The following is a 20,541-nucleotide window of genomic DNA, read 5'->3' on the forward strand; positions in this document are numbered from 1 at the left end:
GCTTTTTAATCGGTTTTTAAATAAGCGCGAAAAATACAACAAATTTTGTTCCTTTAGGGGATACGAAAGCCCTTTTTGTCTGTTCAGGCTCAGTTAAATTTTACGGGTGCAATTTTCTCTGTTTAGGATTTAGCGGGACTTTCAGGTAGCTCAAACCAGAATCTTGCCCCTTCCCCTTCTCTCCCAGTGCTTTCCACGCCAACCCTTCCATCTAATTTTTCAACAATACGCTTAACAATGGAAAGTCCCAGTCCGTACCCTTCTGCTTTTTCAGGAGCAAGCCGGATGTACTTTTGAAAAAGTTTATGCTGATTCTCCAATGAAATTCCATTTCCATTATCCTGAATCCAGAACCTAACCACACCGTTTTGTAAAGTATCTGCACCCACTTCGATTACCGGGGGAGTCCCTCCGTATTTCATTGCATTTGTAAGATAATTTGCCCACACCTCTTCAATCCACGGGGCATACCCCATGGCAACAGGCCAGGTATCGGGGGTATGAATCTGAGCATTACTTTTTGAAATCAGGTTTTTTAGCTGATTCTTTGCATCTGAAAAAATACGGGCCATTTCCAACGGGGTTCCTTCAATCTCCTGATGACTAACCGTAGCAAGAATCAGTAACTCCTGCGTAATATTCATGGCCTTTTGGGCTGCTTCCCTAACGAGGCCTGCCATTTCTTTCAGCTGTTCCGTATCGCCATCCTCGGCACTCAGTTGCATAACTTCACTGGAAGCATAAACAGAACCGAGCGAATTGCGGAGATCGTGAGCTACTGCATGTGCAAACGCATCAAGGTCCTCTATCAACCGGCCACGTTCTTCCACCTCATTTTGCAACTGCTCATTGGTTTCTTTTATCCTGTTTTGTGTCTGTTTAAGTGAGGTAATATCATTCAACTGCACAAGATAACCGGAAAACTGCTGGTTCCGGTTAAACACAGGAGATATCTGAGTCTGATAAAAACGCAGTAACCCGGTATTGTATACCTCCAGTTCAATCACCTTTATTTTCTCTCCTTCCAAAGAAGCTACCAAATCCTGGTACCTGGCAAAAATGCGCGAAAAATGCTTGCGGATAATGGATTTGCCATTCAGACTAAAAATCCGGTAAAGGGCCGGGTTGCAATCCTCAATGAACCCTTCAGAATTGATTACAATTACTCCGTCGCTCATCGTGTCAATGAGTTTATTCCGGGCAAATGGAACTAAATCAAACATCCGGTACCTGACAACACCGAAGGTAATAATCAGGCCGGGAAACACGAAAAACAGGGGTGTCCAGTCGAGACCAGGAATTGGATTTATCCCGGTAACGTACATTACATTTCCCAAAAACGGAAACAATGTGGCAACAAGCAAGGTATTTGCCTGCGACTTGTAATAAGCCGTGAACTCGTGCATAGCATGGAGCAGATTATACAATCCGGCAAAAATCAAGGTAATGGAATAGCCCCAGAAAACCCAAAACCAGATACCATGTTTATAAAGAAGCATGTTCGCCCCATTTGCAAGCCACACTTTAGACCAAACCAAAAGATGGTAGTCATTTGTAAAAATCAGCAGCAGGGTAAAAAATGGGATAATGGACAAAAGTCCGATGTTCAGCGGCGTAATAACATGATACTTCTGACTGAAGGCGGTGGTAAACAGAAAATAGCATACGGGTAAAAAAGATATCCCTAAATAGGATAGCTGCGACCAATGCTTTTTTGTTTCGAGATCGGGGGAAGAAAATTCCATTCCGTAAGTAAACGCCCAGATTGCTGCAAAAAATTCAATAAACAACATATATTTCACTTCCGGGGACTTCCTGTATCTCCAAAGTATAACAATGGTGCAAACAGCCATAACCACAGCCAGAAATTCAATAATACTTTCCTGTGGCAATGTGTCTAAAATAGTATGAACAAGCGTTCCTGCCATTGAATTTTCGAGCGCAAAAGTAATTTATTTTTACTAAAAACAGGCGAACGACATACTAATTTCTCACTAACTTTTTTGAATAATAACAAAGAAAATTTATTAAAAAAGACCAGATCACCAGTGAATTATTCCTCTTAGCTAGCCAGGAAACAAAGGAGCTCTTTATTTTCATAAGTTCATTATCTTTTAAAAAAGTAAACAAAACAAAAAATAATCTCCTTCGATACTATTTTGAGAGAAATGCCAGTCTCTGATTATTCCCGTAATGAAATAAATATATATTTTGCCAACTGTTTTTGTTGTCATCTCTTTAGGTCGGGAAGACGGTCAACGAAGATATTTCACAAATCACCGAAACAAAATCTATCCACCGTCAGGCAAAACATTTATTTACTGCCCTGTCAGCAGAACCGGTCCCTGCAAACCCGCTTCCTTTACTTCCCAGGCCGCAGCATCAAATGGTTTATAATCGATATTCACAAAATTAATGTCGTAGAATTTTTTCCAATCTACCCCTCTTTTGTCCAAATCACGAATGCGGTTGGCAGCCACATTTGTGACCTCTACCTCCAGCAGGTTTTTGCCTTGTTGCAGGTTGTCTACATCTATTTTAAAAGAAGGGCCCAACAGGGTACCATAATCATTCCCGTTTAACCGAACCCGGGCACAATTCTTTACGTTGCCAAGATCCAGGAGGCCTGAAGTTGCTGATTCATTCCACTCAAACTCCACGGAATAATTTGCCGTTCCGGCAAACCGGCTGGTTTCACTATCTCCCAGCTCAGTCCATGAAACCAGTTCTTCCATAGAAATATCACCCGGAAAAACTGGCCCACCTTCCACAAAGGTAATTTTCCACATTCCCTTTATTTCCCGGCTCTCTTTGTTCCTGTCAAAGTAATTATAGGCTGGTACATTTACCTTCTTTGCAGTACAACGGACAAAAACGGCCCTTTCCGGCTCCAATTGAAGGTGTACCGAGTTGCCCTCATTTTCAGCCTGTGCCATTTCACCGGTTTCAGGGAAATATAACAGGTACGATTTTGCCCGGGCATTCAACTCCACCCATTCATCCAACTCATTCATTCCGGCATTCAAAATCCAATACCATTCTTCACCGTCCTTTTCCACTTTCAAAAAATGAAACCCTTTTTCAACAAGCGACTTTTCTCCCGGAACATTTGCCTTTGCAAGTAACCCGGTAACATTACCTACCTGTTTTACAGACTCAATTCCTGCTTTTATTTCATTGAGTTGTTTTTCCCTTTCCTCAAAATGCAGCATTCCCGGAACACTTTCGGGTAGACTCTCATCGAAAAAAACCTTCCCGCCGCCGGCCATAAAATCGACCAGTTTTTTCATGGTTCCCGTCGGAATGTACTTTACCGGGGGTACAACCACTACTTTATATTCAGCTTTTCCTTCCGTAACAATTCTTCCATTGAGCATCTGGCAATTACCCAACTGCTTATCCGAAATATAATCAAAGGTATAGCCAAAATCGCTCAAGCTTTTAACCGTTTTTGCAAAAGGGGTATCGCTGAACCAACCGGCATTATCCCCTTTGTCGATATTCAGATTATTGAAAAGCCGGCCCTCACTTGCCGTTACATCATAGTAGGGCCAGTAAACCAGCAAATCACTTTTCGGGTTTGTTTGCTGCAATATGGACTGGGAGCGTTCGATGTATTTAAACAGCGCCGGCATTTCGCGCCACAGCGGATTACGATTATTCATCTGCGTGGAGGCGTAAAAAAGCCAGCCGGGCCATTCTGCATCATCCGGAGAGTAACAGGTTCCATGAAAAAAGATGTGGTTAACACCAGCCAGAAAAAACCGGTTGGTAGCGCGCATCATTTCACTGGTTGTTACGGTCCAGTGATCATTAAGCCAGGTAAAACTTTCTGATGAAACCAGCTTTTGACCGGTTACGTGTGCTGATGATGAAGCAAATTTATTTACAAAAATGTTTGCTGTTCCCGGCTCCACTGTTCTGAAAATTTCGGTTTCAGGAATATCACAGGCCGCATACAAATCGAGAATATTGCCTGGCGAACCATGTGCCTGGTTCCGGTTTAAACTTCGGTGACTGTGCGTCCAATCCGTCATTGGCTGAATAAAAGACTCCAGCACCAAATCCGAAAGCGTTTGCCTGTAATCCGATTTCACGCGGGCAATCAAATCTGAATCTTCGCAATCACCGGCCAGTATGTGCAGATATTTTGCCAGATTATAGCCACGCCGTTTTTCGAATTCCTCCGTAAAGTGGGTGGTAAAATCGCCCGAGTATTCAAATGAGTCGTGAAAGAAACAACGAAGCAGGCCTTCATCTATTCCCAGTCTTTTCCAGAACTCATTCAGATACCAGCCGGTTATTTCTTCATTAAACGTATCGATTGCCCAGCCTTTTCCCCCGTCGGAAGCCCGTTTAACCTTATCGTGATTTTTTATCCTTTCGGCAACATAAATTCTTCCGGCCTCGGGCACGGCAAAAGACTCTTCAGGGGCCAAAACAGTGGCCTCCCCCCTTTCATTTACAAACGATAACGCAGCTGCATTTTCAATTCCTTCGGGCATTTCCCATGTTTCCCCGGCTTTCAAATCAAAGCGGTGCATCTTCAACGACCAAAGCCCTTTTTCTTCGGGCACAAAAGGCCCTCCACACCGCCAGCCACTACCAGGAGGCAAATCGACACCCATTCCCAGTTTGTGTGCTTCTTCAATGGTAAACTGCACCATGTCAGAAAATTCAGGCGTCAGGTATTCAATAAACCGATCTTCCTCCCCTTTTACCCCATAAATAGAAGTGATTTCCACACCGCCAATGCCGGCTTTTGCCATCTCTTTTAACTCACGTCGAATATTTTCTCGGTCAACGGCATTGCCAGGCCACCACCAGCGGGTCCAGGGTTTTACCTCAGAAGTGGGTTCGGGCCAGGAAACAGATTCCGTCTGGCAACAGGTAAAAAAAAGAAAAAACACTGGGAGTAAAAGAAATGGTTTGATATTCATCTTTCAGGATTCATTTAATTCTGTTATTTTGTCCTAAAAATAAGTAATAATTTAAAATGAACATTGTCATTCTCGATTCAGGTTATTCATCTTATCATTTTGAAAAATCTCTTTTTGAAAAAAATGGTTTTACCCTGAAGATACATCCTTCGTACAAAGGCGAAAAATCCGAAAAAATGTTGTTTGCCAGGGAAGCGGATGGCATTTTGGTACGCCACACCCCAATTGATGAAGACTTTCTTTCGGAAATGAAAAACCTGAAAGCCCTTGTACGTTACGGTGTGGGATACGACAATGTGGACGTTGATGCCTGCACCCGTCACGGAGTGAAGGTAGCCAACGTTCAGGGATATGCCAACCATGCTGTTTCTGAACATGCTCTGGCCCTTCTATTGGCATGCAGCAGAGGAATGTGGGATACCCGTTCGCAAATTGCCAATCGGTTTGTAGCGCCTCCGGTAAAAGATATTTTCGAGCTGCACGATAAAACCCTTGGCATCATCGGACTGGGTCGGATTGGCAGTACCTTTGGCAAAAAAGCCGTTCCGCTTTTCCGGGAAACCATTGCCAGTGACCCTTACAAGCCACCAAACTATTTTGACTCTTTCGGGATAAAAAAAGTATCACTGGACAAAGTGTTAAAAGAATCTGACATCATCAGCATTCACTGTAATTTGACATCTGAAACAACACATTTATTGAATAAAGACACCTTCAGTAAAATGAAAAAAAAGCCGGTAATCATAAACACAGCACGTGGTGAAGTTGTGGATGAAAAAGCATTATTGAAGGCGTTGGAGGCAGGGCAAATTCATAGCGCAGGGCTGGATGTTTACGAAAACGAGCCTGTTACCAAAGCACAGGAAACACTGATTCATCATCCGCGCACCATCTGCACCGGGCATTATGCCTGGTATTCCGACTATGCTGCCGAAGAATTACAGAAAAGAGCAGCACGAAACCTACTCCACCTGTTAAAAGGGGAAAATGTAGAAGATTGCCTGAATCCATAAAACGAAGAAATCCATCCTTTTAAAGAATTCCCCATAAAGCTCGTGGCTCCGGCTTTGGTCATTCCGGCTTTTGAAGTTTTCGGGCAAAAGTCTGAAATGTTAAAAAAAAATTCGAACAAAACAGTTGCTTTATTCATTGTATTAACTTTAAGATTTCAAATTTCGTAAAAAACAAAAAATAACTATCTTTTAAACAGGGCCATGCTGAAAATGAGATTACAAAGTTCACTCCTTCTGTTTCTGTGCTTTTCAGGAATTTGTTTTCCTTTTTCCGGGAAAACCCAGGAAATATTGACTCCGAAGCCGAACGCCAATACGGTACGGGACACGACCTCCCTTTCGGGAAGAATTGACGAGATTACGGTTACGGCATTCCACTCCCCTTACAATCTTTTCAACACACCGGGTCCGGTCAATCTAATTAGCTCGGCTGGGCTTGAAGCAGGCAGTGCGTTCACGCCGGTTGAAGCCTTAAACCAGGTTCCCGGAATTTTTATGCACCACGGAACGCTGAATACCAACCGCCTGACCATCCGCGGCATTGGTTCCCGCACCCCCTACGCTACCAACAAAATAAAAGCCTACTTTGGAGAGATACCCCTCACCAGTGGCGATGGTGAGACGACCCTCGAAGATCTTGAAAACCCTGCCATTCAGCGGGTAGAAATCATTAAAGGCCCTTCATCGAGCCTATATGGCGCAGGACTGGGCGGCACCATTCTTTTTCACCCCAAAAGAGTCCAACGGGATTTTGTGCAACACCAACTAACCGCTGCTTCGTTCGACGCCTGGAAAAACACTTTATCGGCAGGCATTAACCACAAAAACCTGAATATGTTTGTACTGGGATCGGTACTGAACAGCCAGGGTTTCAGGGAAAACAATGCTACCAACAGGGCCAACATCCTTCTTCGCTCGGAATATACAATTTCTGATATAGCCAATCTCTCGGCATTGATTCAGGTGACTAAAATGAAAGGGTTTATTCCCAGTTCCCTCGATTTTCCCACCTTTCAGGACACCCCTCAAAAAGCGGCAGCCAACTGGAAAGGTATTGAAGGTTACGAGGCATATACAAAAGGACAGATGGGCCTTTCGCTGGATGTATTTCCCGGTGAACTTAACAAAATTTCAATTGCCGCCTTTGGAAGTTTCCGCAATGCGGATGAACTGAGACCGTTTAACCTGCTTGAAGAACATTCAGACTATATGGGCTGGAGGGGCTACTATCAGAAAACAATGGGCGGTAAAAGAACAAAAATCACGCTAACCTCCGGCATCGAATTCTTCAGAGAAAAGTACAACTGGTCTACCTGGTCAAACAAAATCCCGGACAATGCCCTTTCAGACAACCGGGAAAGGCGCTCGTACGAAAATCTATTTATCCAAATGGAATCGGATTTTAACAAACAGCTTTTCCTTTCAGCCGGAATCAACGGAAACCTGACGCGTTTTTATTACACTGACAACTTTCCTGAAGACGGCGACCAATCAGGAAACCGCTTTTACCAGCCAGTGCTTTCTCCCCGCATCGGCTTCAGCTACAAGGCCTCCAATGCCCTTTCGCTTTTCGGAAATGCGAGCCACGGCTTTTCTACTCCTTCATTTGAAGAAACACTTTTACCTGAAGGACAGATCAATACGAACATAAAACCTGAAAGCGGCTGGAGTGTGGAAGCAGGAATAAGGGCCGACTGGAACGAACGCATCCGCGCCACAATCAGTTACTACCGCATTTACATTAAAAACCTGCTGGTGGCACGCCGTACAGGGGAAGACGCCTATGTGGGTGTGAATGCCGGCAAGTCGCTTCACCCGGGACTCGAATCGGAAATTCGCTGGTCTGTTTTGCCCGCTGGTGTTTTCCCTTCACTGATTTTTAGTGGAAATGCGACCCTTGCCAACTACCGTTTTCTGGATTTTACAGATGACGGCAACGACTATTCCGGCAATCTGCTGCCCGGAACTACCCGCACAACCTGGCTGCTGACAGGTGATTTTTCTCCGGTAAAAAACTTTGGCATCAGAGCCTGGCACCGCTTTACAGGGAAAATGCCCGTGAACGATGCCAACGCAGATTTCACAGATCCTTACGGGCTCACCAACCTGGAACTGAAATACGCCGGTACAACCGACGCCTTTAGCATTAAAATAAAAGCAGGCGTGCAAAACATTTTCGATGTTCAGCACGCCGCCATGCTGGCAGTTAATGCACCGGCATTTGGCACTGCCCTGCCACGATATTATTACCCGGGAAATCCACGAAATTATTTTGTTTCCATCCTGATCGGATGGCGTGGTTTGTCCCACTAAAAATCATGCCTGAGCAGCCCTGCAGTTCATTTCCGCCAACCATACGTATCCGGAAAAACTATCGCTTGCTCAGTACCTCCTTTTCATACTGCACCACTTCGGCAATATAGTCTTCGCCGGCAGGCACATCATTTTGCAGGCAATAATAATCCCACACAGCACCAAAAGGTTTAGTCTTCAATTCTTCAAGCAGGGCCAACCGCTCAAAATACCGTTCCTCTTCTTCCAGTTGAACCAATTGGGCAGAGGGCTCCAGCAATGCCACTAAAAAAGCTTTTTGTGCCGCGCGTGTTCCAATCACATAAGCCCCTATCCTGTTAATGGAAGCATCAAAAAAGTCGAGGCCGGTGTTTACCCGGTTAAAAAAGTTATTGCGCACAATCTCCGAAGCAATAAGCTGTACCTCTTCGTTGAGTGTTACCACATGGTCAGAGTCCCAGCGAACCGGACGTGTAACATGCAGTAACACCTCATCCACAAATTGTAGGCACGACGACACTTTATCGCCAACCTGCTCGGTAGGGTGAAAGTGGCCGTTATCGAGGCAAATTAGTTTGTTATTGGCAACGGCATAACCCAGGTAAAAATCGTGCGAACCCACGGTCATCGACTCTGCCCCGATTCCAAACAGCTTACTTTCCACTGCGTCTTTCAAATATTCTTTTGAGAACTCCTTTTCAAAACCTTCATCCAGGGACTTTTTTAGAAGGGAGCGGTAGCCGTTCCGGTCAACCGGAACATCTTTCGAACCATCCGGAATCCAGGTGTTATGCACACAAGGGGTTCCGAGTTGTTTTCCCATTTCGGCTCCGATTTCGCGGCACCTTTTCATGTGTTCTACCCAAAATTGCCGGATTCCTTCATCTTTGGAAGAAAGCGTGAAGCCGCTGTCGGCTTTGGGATGAGAGAAAAAAGTTCCATTAAAATCGAGGCCTATTCCCTGCGCCCGTGCCCAGTCAATCCATCCCTGAAAATGCTCCACGCCAATCTCGTCGCGATCCACCAGTTTTCCGCCAAACTCACCGTAAATGGCGTGCAGGTTCAACCGTTGTTTGCCCGGCAAAAGCTGCATCACTTTTTCCAGGTCAGTCCGCATTTGCTCAATAGTGGTTGCTTTGCCGGGATAGTTTCCTGTCGTCTGGATCCCTCCTCCCGACAAGGCAGCGTCCGGCTTTTCAAAGCCCCCCACATCATCGGTTTGCCAGCAGTGTAAACTAATCACCACTTCTTTCATTTTTTCAACGGCCTTTTCAGTATCTACTCCCAACGCAGCATACTGTTCTTTGGCCAGTTGATAAGCTTTTTCAATGTTATGTGTATTCATTCTTTTACCATTTTTATTTTACAAAGTGTAGCTGAACCGGTAATTCCCGGATCCCAATTGAAGGGTAACGCCATTCTTGTTCTGACTGGCTTTTCCGGATGCAGCATTTTTTAAAGGCGCATCATTCATTGATACATTATCAAGAGAAGCAGCAGGAAGCGTAACCGTTGCCGTGGTGTTTGCAGGGATACTTACATCGTACACCATTTTATTTCCTTCTGTTTTCCAGGCTGATTTTATTTCTCCGTATAGCGATTTATATACTGCTTTCGCCTGTGTAAGGCCTCCTCCCGGATGCGGGAAAAGCATAAAGTGTTTATACCCGGGAGCTTTGGGGTCAATCTGAATCCCGGCCACGTAGTTATACAACCACTCGCCAATCGCGCCGTAAGCATAATGGTTAAAACTGTTCATCCCTTTGCTCTGGAATGTTCCATCCGGTTTTTGCCCATCCCAGCGTTCCCAGATGGTAGTTGCCCCCTGTGTAACGGGATAAAGCCAGGAAGGATACTCTTTCCGGAATAAAAGCATAAAGGCAAGATCCTCATATCCATGGTCCGACAATGCTTTGCAAAGCAACGGAGTTCCTACAAAGCCTGTGGTAAGGTGTTTAAATTTTTGCACATCCTCAGCCAGGAAACGGGCCGCATTGGGCACCAACTTTTCAGGAAGTAAATCAAATGCCAGCGCCAGTGAATAAGCAGTTTGCGTATGTGAAACCAACCGACCTGACGGCGTAACAAATTCATTTACAAAAGCACGTTTGATGTTCTCAGAAAGTTTTGCATATTTTGCTGCATCTTCATTTTTCCCCAGTATTTGGGCAATTTTTGCCAGCAAAGCACTTGAGTAAGAATAATATGCTGTAGCGATGAGATCTTTTTCCGTCGTAGCTCCGGGATAGTCCGAGCGTGTGGTTGCAAAAGCCAGCCAATCGCCAAAATGGTTATCTCCGGTCCACAGATAATCATCTCCTGCCCTGCTTTTCATAAAGTCAACCCATTTTTTCATACTCGGGTACTGCACTTCCAAAATTCGCTGGTCGCCATAGGCAAGGTAGGTATTCCACGGAACAATAAGCGCCGCATCAGCCCATGCGGTTGAACCTCCGCTTCCGTTCAACACATCCGGGATTACATGCGGAACATTCCCGTCAGGAAGTTGGTCGGCAGACAAATCCAGCATCCACTTTGTATAAAACGCCGCCACATCGAAATTGAAAGCTGCGGTAGGGCTGAATACCTGGGCATCGCCTGTCCATCCAAGCCGTTCATCCCGCTGCGGGCAGTCCGTTGGCACATCGAGGAAATTGCCTTTTTGTCCCCACTGAATATTATGCTGCAACTGGTTTATCAACGAGTCAGAACAGACAAAAGTCCCGGTTGGTTCCATTGCTGAATGAATCACCACCCCGGTAATATTATCCAACCCGGGTGTTCCGGGAAATCCTTCGATTTTCACAAACCTGAACCCGTGAAATGTAAACCGGGGTTCATAAATTTCTTCTCCACCTCCCTTTAATATGTATGTATCGGTAACCTTGGCTGCGCGGAGGTTCTCGGTATAAAAGTTGCCGTCCTTGTCAAGCACTTCGGCAAACTTAAGTGTTACGGCGTCGCCCTTTTTCCCGTTTACCTTCAGCCTTACCCAGCCCACCATGTTCTGGCCCATATCCAAAACCATTTCGCCAGAAGGAGTTTTGATGAGTTCAATGGGATGAATTTCTTCTATCGCTTTAACGGCAACTCCTTGTGGTGCAACCAGAATATCTTTGGGATGCTCCATCTTTGCTACGCTCCCCCAACGGCTGTCATCAAATCCGGCAGTAGCCCATCCCGGTATTTCCTTCCGTGCATCGTAGGTTTCTCCGTTATAAATATCAGAAAAAACAATAGGCCCGGTTGTCGCTTTCCAACTGTCATCTGTATTTATTGTTTCGCTTGTACCGTCGGTGTAAACAATATGAAGCTGCGCAATCAACGCCAGCTTATCGCCATAATAACTGTGTTGGTTGCGGAATCCAATATTTCCACGAAACCAACCGTCTCCGAGAATGGCGCCCACTGAATTCCGGGACCGGAGCATTGAGGTAACATCGTAGGTCTGATACTGAATACGGTTTTTATAGCTGGTCCAGCCGGGAGTAAACAACTCATCGCCCACCTTTTCCCCGTTCAGATAAAACTCATATAATCCTAATGCAGAAACATAAGCCCTTGCAGACTTTATTTTTTTGGAAGCGGAAAACTCTTTACGCAAATAATGGCATGGCTTTGAACCTTCCATTTCCTTTTCATTTTCCATTGTAATCCACGAAGCTGTCCACGATCCGGGATTTGTAAGTCCCATTTCCCAGTATGCAGGCTCGCTCCACTTTGTTGCTTTGTTTTGATTGTCCCACACCCGAACCTGCCAGTAAACACGCTGCATCGGCTCCGGCACCGGCCCTTCATATTCCACATTTACAGACTGGTCGCTCATCACTTTTCCTGAACTCCAAATCAGCTTACTTTTTTTATTCAGGTTTGAAGGAGAATCAGCTACCCTGATTTCGTAGGCAGCCTGCAATACATTTTCTTCTTCAGAAAAAATCTTCCAGCTTAACCGTGGATTTTTAACATCAATACCAACCGGATTGGTATGGTATTCACAAATCAGTCCTTCTACCCCGGTGTTTCCGGCAGCAAAAACATTTAAACTACTGCACAAAAACACAACAGCAAAAAAATTCATCCAACGAACTATTGATTTCATAATTAAATTGTTTTAGTTACTATCCTTTTTATTCCATATAAAATACCTCTTCCAACGGAATGGTTACCGGCGAATTGTCGGGGTTTGTTTCCATGATATCCGCCATAAACTTCCACCATTTTTTCACCACTTCGGTTTGTCCCAAATCCTGGGAACTCCCCTCGCCACTTACCTTCTGAAAAGCAAACAGCGTATGGGTTGCTTCATCAAAAAAGATGGAGTACTCGCTGATACCGGCCTCTTTCAGCAAGGTTTTCAATGCGGGCCAGATTTCATTGTGCCTCCTTTTGTATTCTTCCTTTTGCCCCTCGTTCAGGTGCATTTTAAATGCCATTCGTTTCATTGTACCAACAATTTACATCGCATTTCCTATTCCCACAAGAAAAACAGACAGGATTATCACGCCAATTCCAGTGGTAATGGTCCATTTGGTTTTTTTCGAAACTCCGTTCCACTCTTTCCGGTAAATGCCCCACATATTCGCTGTTAAAATGATGGTAGACATGTGAAGTATCCAGCTGCTGGCGCCGTTACCCAGTTTACTTTCTCCCATACCGTAAAAGAAAAACTGGAGAAACCAGGTAGTTCCGGCCAACGCCGAGAACAGAATATTTTTTGCAATAGGCGACGATTTATCCACAAAATCGCCGTAACTCTTGTTTTTGATACTCAGAATAGTGGTCCATATTAAGTTAGTGGTTAAACCACCCCACATAATAATTACATAGGATACATTATTCGCAAACAACGGATTGTATCCAGCTTTAATGGCTGCATCTGCCATGGGCTTTCCCGATTCAATCCCGAAGTTCATAAAGGCGCTTAAAATTCCGGAGATAACGGCAATTATCAGTCCCTTCACCAAACTAAACTCAGCCACACTTTTTTTGCTTTCCTCTTCGGAAATCTCATTTTCTTTCATCATTCCGGCCTTCCCCGAAATGGCAATGCCAATAATACAAACCAATACCCCAATTAACACCATTTGCCCACCGGGGGAAACCATCATATCGGTAAAAGAAACCCTTCCTTCCATTGGGTTAATGCTGTAATAAACCGATGGAACGATGGCGCCAAAAGCGGCACAGAAACCCAGTGTTACAGAATTTCCGAGCGACATGCCAAGATAACGGACCCCCAGTCCGTAGGTTAATCCGCCAATCCCCCATAAAAGTCCCATCAGGTATGTAAAATTGAGTACGCTTCCTGAGGTGGATTGGATGATACCGACAAACCCCGGAGCGGTTAAATAGGCGGCTATGGGCGGAACAATCAGCCAGGAAAATAGGCCTCCAACAATCCAGTAACTTTCCCATGCCCATTTTCGAACCTTATTAAAAGGCATATAAAAACTCCCTGAAGCAAATCCGCCAAGGGAATGATAAAGAATACCAAGTATTACCTGCATTTTTAATTCTTTTTAAAGCTTATAAAATTTGATTTATTATTTTTGATTTTTCATACTGGTAAAAGTATTCTATACAGCAGGGATTTACAATGCACATTCTGATCAACGATTTGCATTTTATGACACAAAAATGAGACAGTTTACAAAATACCTTACAACCGGGAAAGAGGATGTTGACTGGGGCATATACCTTAATTCCGCCGGTTCGCAAACCATACCGCCACAAAGCGAATACCCGCCCAAATCGCATCCAAGCGGCTACTATTTTACCTGGGAGCAGGGTCGCGAGTTGCAGGAGTATCAGCTCAACTTTATTACAGAGGGCGGCGGCGTGCTCGAAAACAAACACGGCAGTTTCCCGGTCAAAGCCGGCAGTATCCTTGTTACGCTCCCCGGAGTATGGCACCGCTATAAGCCCCTCTACCAAACCGGTTGGACCGAAAACTATATTGGGTTTAGTGGTAAAGCCATTGATAAATTCATGCGGCACAAGCAGTTTAGTTCCAGACAACCGGTTATCTACGCAGGTGTAAGAGAAGAAATACTCGACACTTATCTGAAAATTTTTGATTTGGTTGAAGAAGAGTCCCCCGGGTTTCAACACATTGCCTCAGGATTGGTTATCAAACTACTGGGATACCTGGTGGCTTTTGAAAAACAAAAGGAGTTTTCAGGGAAAAAAATTGCGGAAGTAATTGAAAAGGCACGGTTCCAGATGCGAAGTAATGTGGGCAAAAATTTCGATTTGGAAAAGTTTGCCGTAACACACAACATAGGATACTCCTGGTTTCGCCGGATGTTTAAAAATTACACCGGCCTTTCGCCCCGGCAGTATTGCCTTCAGCTAAAAATTATGCGGGCCAAAGAACTGCTGTTGAACACCGACCATTCCGTAAAAGAAATTAGCTACCAACTCGGATTTGAATCCATTCACTACTTCAGTCGTTTATTTAAAAAGAAAACCGGAATGAGCCCCAGTGAATTCAGAAATTAAAAGGATTTTAAAAGATAATTGATATTTTTGCCAACAGCTTAAGCAAGGTATCGCAATAAACGTTTTGCGCGAACCCTAGCCCTGCCATTAGCTTGGCGGGGCTTTTTTTTGATCTTTTTATCAAAATGAGTTGGCTCAAATTCCCCGGAAACTTCAAAACGATACAATAATCAATATCCAATACAAAATTTGGAAATTGAATGTTGGGTATTTTACATTGGGTATTTCCTAAAAGAAAACAAATTATCCATCCTCTCTTCATCCTCTTTGTGGTTATTTGTGGTTAACTTTTTTATTTAACCACAGAGAGCACAGAGAAGACACAGAGAACCGCAGAGTAGTTTTGCCAACCCAAATGTTTTTTCTGTATTGGAGATTTCTGAAAAGAAAAAGAAAATTTCCAATAATCAACAACTAATAGCCAATACCCAAAATTTGGAAATTGAGGGCTGGTTATTCTGCATTGGATATTTCTGAAAAGAAAAACAAACTTCCCATCCTCTCTTCATCCCCTTTGTGGTACATAATTAACTTTTTTATTTAACCACAGAGGGCGCAGAGAAGACACAGAGAACCGCAGAGGTTCTATTGCCAATCCAAAAAGTGTCCTTTCCTGAAATAACTTGACACAAATAGTGTTCTGCTTTAATACGGGGCGCCCTGTTGGTTTCTGACCCTTCCTGTTACACAATTACCTTTCCTGTAATGTTTTGGGCTCTTCCTGTTAAACAGGACAGGAAAAAAGTGAACAGGATTCTGCAAAAATGGAACAGGGCGGCAAAGAATCCTACAGGAGAACAAAAAAGGCAACAGGAAGACAAAAAAGCTTACAGGAGAACCCAAAAATGCAGCAGGAAGGGACTGTCAGTTTTTATTCCACCACTTCCCAGCCGTAATCAATATACTCCCATTTGAAATCACCTTTATTTACCGTAACATGTATAAATCCTTCTTCCATTCCAGACTTTGCACCCTTCCACCAGTTGGCACAAACTGCACCTCCTGTAATATAATGGATATTGTTATAGAAAATATCTTCAAGGATATGAAGGTGACCCTGTAATACACTTTTAACGTTATAATCTTCCAGAATCTTTCTAATTTTCGGTGCATTGGTAATCAATGAACTTCCTCTAATACTTAATAACGGTATATGTGTACTAATCACGACCGGTTTCTCTTTACCGATTGCTGCCAATTCCTTTTCCAGCCATCTTACCTGTAAAGAATCAATATAACCATAATATTGCCGGTCGTTAGTGTAACCTATCCCATCCAGCGAAATAAAATGCCAGCCTTTATGTTCAAACGAACTGAACCTTTCTGCCAAACGGTTTTCAAACATCTTTTTCCCATATTCCTGATGCGTTGAGTCGACTCCACTCTTTTCGTACAAACCAAAAATATCGTGATTGCCAATTGTATTATATACTGGCATTTTAAAATGAGCTGACATTTCCTCATACAGCTTATACAGACTATCACTTCTGGAATAAGCCTGCCCCAAAGCATCCATTATCAGATCTCCCCCTGTGATAACAAAATCAGGTTTTAATTCATTCACTTTCTCAATTGCCTTCAGGAAACCTTCAGTTGCATTTTTTTCAGGTTGCAAATGAATGTCAGTCATAAACACAAATGAAAATGACTTATTCTTAGGAAACTTTGCTGCATCAACCTGACTAGAAAATACAAAAACACAAAAAAATAGTATCGTAATAATCTTTCTCATCCTATCTGTCTTTTAATTTAAAGTCTAATTTGTTTTTTTGATCCGGATACATTCCGGTTTTTGGGCAAAAACGGGTCGATTACGACCAAATTAATTTAACTCTGTAGCATGAACCATTGACAGGTCTTTTTCCCCAAAAGGCATATCCATCTTTTATCTGACTATCAATTTATTAAAACATACCTTTCCCTTACACTCTTGCGTTGAGCCCTTTGTTTTCCTCCCTCCTTTTTAAGTAGCTTCTATGAGCCTTTCCAGCTCTCCCTCATTTGTGTTTATAAAAATGGGATATATATTTTGCTACTATGTAAAGCCCTGAATACTTGGCTATGTTACTTCCCGTAAAAGATGCATTCACAACTCTTGATTGGTTATTCAACGAAAATCTTTACCTATTAATTTGGCTGCATTACCATAAAGAATCTTATTTTTTTCGGAATCAGAAACAGGCAAGTTTTTAATTATCTCAATAGCAAATTTCATCTGCATATGCCCCTGTAACGGACAATCTGTTCCGTAAACGATGTGGTCAGTTCCAATCAATTCCACCATCCTTTCCATTACCCCAGGGTAAACATACATTAAATGGTGAGCTGTATCGACAAAAATATTGTCGCAGGCATAGTCACTAACCTTTTCGAGCCCCTGAAAATTAGGGAAATATGGATACAGACTATTTTGGAATATACCTGCAATATGTGCCATTATCACATTTGTATCCGGATGTTCTGAAGCAAACCTGGCAACATCCCCGGCATCGGAAAAACCGGTTCCCGGCATACACGATACATGAAATAACATAAGGTCTGTTTTATCGGCCACTTTATGTAAAAATTCCTGTGCCAAAGCAGATGACAGATTATACCCATGGTAATCCGGATGAACTTTTACTCCTATAAATTTCGGATTATCAAGATACTTTAAATCATCAAAACTTTCCGGAAACATCGGGTTTACCGTAACATAGCCAAGAAGCTTATCTGTTTTTTCCAGGGCTCTGGCAAGTTCTGCATTTCCTTCCCTCACATCATACATAATTGACCTGGATGCAGTAATACAAAGAAAATCAACTCCTGCCTTTTCCAGGTGTTCTTCGAGTTTCTTTTCATCTGCCTGCCAGAATGGGGCCTGGTTAATATTTCCCAAATGTCCGTGAACATCAATAATCATACTCATAATATATTTATTTTACGTTTAAAATTTGACAATTCTTCTGCTTTGCCATCAGTTATTATAACCCCGTCTTCCCAACGAAATCCCATATTTTGTTTAGCCAGAAATATATCAACCATAAAGACCATCCCCTGGTCAAGTACAAAATCCGAGCTTGTCTCAATAAAAGGATATTCGCATTCCATCTGGCCACATCCGTGTGCCGGGCCATAAAGAATGGTATCTCCATATCCTCTGTCACTTATAAATGAATGGACCTTTTGGGCAACTACATCTGCTTTTGTGCCGGCACGCATCAGGTCAATTGTCATATTTTCAGCATCCAAACCAACTTGCATAAATTCCCGGGTCTCATCTGGACAATGTCCCAATACCACAGGCCTTCCAATACTGGCACTGTAACCATCCACTTTGGCTCCCACACTAAAATGAATGATTTCCCCTTTCTGCACTTTACGATGCGAAGGACGACTTATTGCCTGGGTAGAATTAGGCCCGCTGCAACACCAAATAGGGTAGCCGGTAGCTTCAGCGCCGCTTCCCATCATTGCCCCTGCAGCTATCCCTGCAAGCTGTGCTTCCGTCATGCCTGGTTTTATATTTTGCAAAACGGCTTTAAAACCTAATTCTGAAATACGGGCAGCTTCTCTCAGGCAATTTAATTCTGCCACACTCTTTTTTAGGGTTACTTCTCTTACAAATTCATCTGCTTCCAAAATATTATCCCGGCCAATAACACGGACGATATTTTCAAAAATGACATAGGGAAACATATACCATCCTGAAACCCCCATTTTTTTAATTCTCAAATCATTCAACAACTCCTTCCACGTCATCAGGGTAGTACCGGGGTAATTGGGCTGTGATGATTCCCTGAAATCTTTCATTTTTATGATTCTCTCTATTTTAGAGCGCCCGGAAGCAAAAGTCATACTTTCCGGGCCAATCAACAAAATGGGTTCTCCGGTTTTGGGTACCAGCACTGCAGATGTCTCAAAGCTGGGCCAATAATCAGAGAAATATCTTACCCCGGCTGGTTCACTTTCGGTAGAAAAAACAAGTACTGCATCTATGTCTTTATTCGCAATTACACCTTGTAATCGCTCTATTCTCTCTGCAAATTCTTCTTTTGGAATAAAAAACTTTGTTTTCATTTTACATTAAATATTAATCGTGAAAAACCTTATAACCTCTGTATCCAAAAACAGCCACAACAACAAAACAGATAAAAGGGAGGAAAAATGAAAAGCGGATTGCTGAAAAAGAAAATACTGTTTCCAAATCAATTACAGCCCCCATAACCGGTGGCATAACCGAGCCTCCCAATATGGCCATAATCAGCCCAGCTGCCCCTATTTTCGCATCTTCTCCAATTCCCCGAAGGGCAATTCCATAGATGGTTGGAAACATTAAGGACATACAGGCAGAAATGGCAATTAAAGAGTACAGGCCTAAAACGCCATGAAGAAAAATGGCACCTAATGTAAACAGCATACCTCCCATTGCCAGATACAGCAATAATTTACTGGGAGAAATATACTTAAGGAAAAAAGTGCATATAAACCGGCTAAACACAAAAACTACCATCGCGGCTATATTATAGCTTTGGGCCTTTGCTTCTGAAAAGCCCAATTCTGACACAGCATAATGGATAATAAATGTCCATACCATTATTTGAGCGCCCACATAGAAAAACTGGGCAATTATTCCTTCATAATATCTCTTTTTCTTAAACAAACGCTTTACTGTTGGAATAAAATCCAACCCCTTACCATAATCACGGTGACTTGGTAATTTAGCCACTGCAATTATTATAAACAGAATAACTAATACCCCTGCAATCGCAACATACGGCAATCTTATATACGACAAATCATTCATCGTTAATGATCTATACGCATCAGGACTCATCAGCATCCGTTCTTCCGCAGTAGCAGTACTTAAATTTTTAAGGATTACCTGTTGCGCCGTAAACATACCGACTAACGATCCCATGGGACCAAATGCCTGGGACAGGTTTAAGCGTCTGGTTGCTGTTTCTTCCGGCCCCAGTGAAAGCACATACGGGTTTGCACTCGTTTCCAGGAATGAAAGGCCGCAGGTTAGCACAAAATATGCCAGCAGAAAGGGCCCGAACATCATTGTTGTACTGGCAGGTATAAAAAGAAGGGCTCCTGTAGCATAAAGAAACAGCCCCATAAGGATACCTGATTTATACGAAAACCTTTTTATAAATAATGCGGCGGGAAGGGCCATCGCAAAATATCCACCGTAAAAGGCAAACTGGATAAGTGACCCTTCAAAATGGCTTATGTTCAAAATACGGGGAAAAGCATGTACCAAAGGATTTGTTACATTCTCTCCAAAGCCCCAAAAAGGGAAACAGATGGTAGTTAATATATATGGTAAAAGGAAACTCCCGGGTATTAATATTCTCTTTTTCTGATTCATATAAAACTATATCAAGTGTTTTCAAAAAAACCCATAGTTGTATAGTACGCCATATTGGTTTGTGTGGTATCTAGCCGGCCCAGTTGTGCAATGATTGTCACATCAGAGCGAACACGAATCGAATATTGGCATAAGGGGGGAATAACAACTCCTCCAATTTCTTCAGGATGATCAAGCCTGATGCATAAAACTCTTTCCGGGTGAACATGTATCTCAATACCTTTTACTGGGGGTTTATCTTCAAAATAAAAATCCACAAAAACATGTGCGATGGTTTCATGTGTATTTAATAATACCAGTGCTTCATGGCCTTCCATTTTCCCTGAATTCACTTTTTGAGGAAGATAACCATCAGGAAAATACCAAACTGTGGCTCCTCTTTTTATATTAATTCTACTCATACTACTACTTATCAACACATTATATTTTTTTCAGCACA

Annotated in this window: 14 protein-coding genes; 3 read left to right on the forward strand and 11 right to left on the reverse strand. The window is 43.0% G+C overall.

Going from position 1 to position 20,541, the window contains the following annotated elements:
- Nucleotides 1-122 precede the first annotated feature (122 nt).
- On the reverse strand, nucleotides 123-1,928 hold the full coding sequence (locus D1164_RS21485; RefSeq protein WP_119351970.1) for a sensor histidine kinase: 1,806 nt from the start codon (nucleotides 1,926-1,928) through the stop codon (nucleotides 123-125).
- Between the two features lie 390 nt (nucleotides 1,929-2,318).
- On the reverse strand, nucleotides 2,319-4,940 hold the full coding sequence (locus tag D1164_RS21490) for a glycosyl hydrolase (RefSeq protein WP_119351971.1): 2,622 nt from the start codon (nucleotides 4,938-4,940) through the stop codon (nucleotides 2,319-2,321).
- Between the two features lie 56 nt (nucleotides 4,941-4,996).
- On the opposite strand from D1164_RS21490, the gene D1164_RS21495 reads away from it, so the two are divergent.
- On the forward strand, nucleotides 4,997-5,953 hold the full coding sequence (locus D1164_RS21495) for a C-terminal binding protein (RefSeq protein WP_119351972.1): 957 nt from the start codon (nucleotides 4,997-4,999) through the stop codon (nucleotides 5,951-5,953).
- A gap of 210 nt (nucleotides 5,954-6,163) precedes the next feature.
- Nucleotides 6,164-8,266 carry a TonB-dependent receptor gene (locus D1164_RS21500; protein WP_172594580.1) on the forward strand — a complete coding sequence of 701 codons (2,103 nt, stop codon included), beginning with the start codon at nucleotides 6,164-6,166 and terminating at the stop codon, nucleotides 8,264-8,266.
- 58 nt (nucleotides 8,267-8,324) lie between these two features.
- Here the strand turns inward: D1164_RS21500 and D1164_RS21505 are convergent, their stop codons facing one another.
- From D1164_RS21505 to rhaT, 4 genes are read right to left on the reverse strand one after another with little or no spacing between them, the layout of a single operon-like run.
- Complete coding sequence (locus tag D1164_RS21505) at nucleotides 8,325-9,590, reverse strand: L-rhamnose isomerase (RefSeq protein ID WP_119351974.1); 1,266 nt, start codon at nucleotides 9,588-9,590, stop codon at nucleotides 8,325-8,327.
- Nucleotides 9,591-9,608: 18 nt separating this feature from the next.
- A complete protein-coding gene (locus D1164_RS21510) occupies nucleotides 9,609-12,344 on the reverse strand; it encodes a glycoside hydrolase family 78 protein (RefSeq protein WP_119351975.1) in 2,736 nt (911 codons plus the stop codon).
- A gap of 28 nt (nucleotides 12,345-12,372) precedes the next feature.
- The gene (gene rhaM, locus D1164_RS21515; RefSeq protein ID WP_119351976.1) at nucleotides 12,373-12,687 is read right to left on the reverse strand and encodes an L-rhamnose mutarotase; all 315 of its coding nucleotides are present in this window, start codon (nucleotides 12,685-12,687) and stop codon (nucleotides 12,373-12,375) included.
- Between the two features lie 12 nt (nucleotides 12,688-12,699).
- Nucleotides 12,700-13,752, reverse strand: coding sequence for an L-rhamnose/proton symporter RhaT (rhaT, locus tag D1164_RS21520; RefSeq protein ID WP_119351977.1), 1,053 nt, complete (start codon nucleotides 13,750-13,752; stop codon nucleotides 12,700-12,702).
- Nucleotides 13,753-13,882: 130 nt separating this feature from the next.
- Here rhaT and D1164_RS21525 point away from each other — a divergent pair, with 130 nt between their 5' ends.
- Nucleotides 13,883-14,746 (forward strand): AraC family transcriptional regulator, encoded by an 864-nt coding sequence (locus D1164_RS21525; protein WP_119351978.1) that lies wholly within the window; start codon nucleotides 13,883-13,885, stop codon nucleotides 14,744-14,746.
- An 871-nt stretch (nucleotides 14,747-15,617) separates the two neighbouring features.
- Here D1164_RS21525 and D1164_RS21535 read toward each other — a convergent pair.
- From D1164_RS21535 to D1164_RS21555, 5 genes are all read right to left on the reverse strand, one after another.
- A complete protein-coding gene (locus tag D1164_RS21535) occupies nucleotides 15,618-16,478 on the reverse strand; it encodes a metallophosphoesterase family protein (RefSeq protein WP_119351980.1) in 861 nt (286 codons plus the stop codon).
- A 375-nt stretch (nucleotides 16,479-16,853) separates the two neighbouring features.
- Entirely contained in the window at nucleotides 16,854-17,654 is an 801-nt protein-coding gene (locus D1164_RS21540) for an amidohydrolase family protein (RefSeq protein WP_119351981.1), read from the reverse strand.
- A complete protein-coding gene (locus D1164_RS21545; RefSeq protein WP_119351982.1) occupies nucleotides 17,651-18,805 on the reverse strand; it encodes a M24 family metallopeptidase in 1,155 nt (384 codons plus the stop codon). Before D1164_RS21545 ends, D1164_RS21540 begins: the two co-directional genes overlap by 4 nt.
- Nucleotides 18,806-18,818: 13 nt before the next feature.
- Complete coding sequence (gene fucP / locus D1164_RS21550; RefSeq protein ID WP_119351983.1) at nucleotides 18,819-20,102, reverse strand: L-fucose:H+ symporter permease; 1,284 nt, start codon at nucleotides 20,100-20,102, stop codon at nucleotides 18,819-18,821.
- Between the two features lie 11 nt (nucleotides 20,103-20,113).
- Nucleotides 20,114-20,503, reverse strand: a complete 390-nt coding sequence (locus D1164_RS21555; protein ID WP_119351984.1) for a sensory rhodopsin transducer — start codon at nucleotides 20,501-20,503, stop codon at nucleotides 20,114-20,116.
- Between the last annotated feature and the right edge of the window lie 38 nt (nucleotides 20,504-20,541).

The organism is Mariniphaga sediminis (genome assembly GCF_003573545.1).
Classification (GTDB): domain Bacteria; phylum Bacteroidota; class Bacteroidia; order Bacteroidales; family Prolixibacteraceae; genus Mariniphaga; species Mariniphaga sediminis.

Excerpts from the sequence above, each read along its gene's own strand:
- D1164_RS21485 (WP_119351970.1), bottom strand. The coding sequence starts at position 1,928 with ATGGCAGGAACGCTTGTTCATACTATTTTAGACACATTGCCACAGGAA.
- D1164_RS21490 (WP_119351971.1), bottom strand. The coding sequence starts at position 4,940 with ATGAATATCAAACCATTTCTTTTACTCCCAGTGTTTTTTCTTTTTTTT.
- D1164_RS21495 (WP_119351972.1), top strand. The coding sequence starts at position 4,997 with ATGAACATTGTCATTCTCGATTCAGGTTATTCATCTTATCATTTTGAA.
- D1164_RS21500 (WP_172594580.1), top strand. The coding sequence starts at position 6,164 with ATGAGATTACAAAGTTCACTCCTTCTGTTTCTGTGCTTTTCAGGAATT.
- D1164_RS21505 (WP_119351974.1), bottom strand. The coding sequence starts at position 9,590 with ATGAATACACATAACATTGAAAAAGCTTATCAACTGGCCAAAGAACAG.
- D1164_RS21510 (WP_119351975.1), bottom strand. The coding sequence starts at position 12,344 with ATGAAATCAATAGTTCGTTGGATGAATTTTTTTGCTGTTGTGTTTTTG.
- rhaM (WP_119351976.1), bottom strand. The coding sequence starts at position 12,687 with ATGAAACGAATGGCATTTAAAATGCACCTGAACGAGGGGCAAAAGGAA.
- rhaT (WP_119351977.1), bottom strand. The coding sequence starts at position 13,752 with ATGCAGGTAATACTTGGTATTCTTTATCATTCCCTTGGCGGATTTGCT.
- D1164_RS21525 (WP_119351978.1), top strand. The coding sequence starts at position 13,883 with ATGAGACAGTTTACAAAATACCTTACAACCGGGAAAGAGGATGTTGAC.
- D1164_RS21535 (WP_119351980.1), bottom strand. The coding sequence starts at position 16,478 with ATGAGAAAGATTATTACGATACTATTTTTTTGTGTTTTTGTATTTTCT.
- D1164_RS21540 (WP_119351981.1), bottom strand. The coding sequence starts at position 17,654 with ATGAGTATGATTATTGATGTTCACGGACATTTGGGAAATATTAACCAG.
- D1164_RS21545 (WP_119351982.1), bottom strand. The coding sequence starts at position 18,805 with ATGAAAACAAAGTTTTTTATTCCAAAAGAAGAATTTGCAGAGAGAATA.
- fucP (WP_119351983.1), bottom strand. The coding sequence starts at position 20,102 with ATGAATCAGAAAAAGAGAATATTAATACCCGGGAGTTTCCTTTTACCA.
- D1164_RS21555 (WP_119351984.1), bottom strand. The coding sequence starts at position 20,503 with ATGAGTAGAATTAATATAAAAAGAGGAGCCACAGTTTGGTATTTTCCT.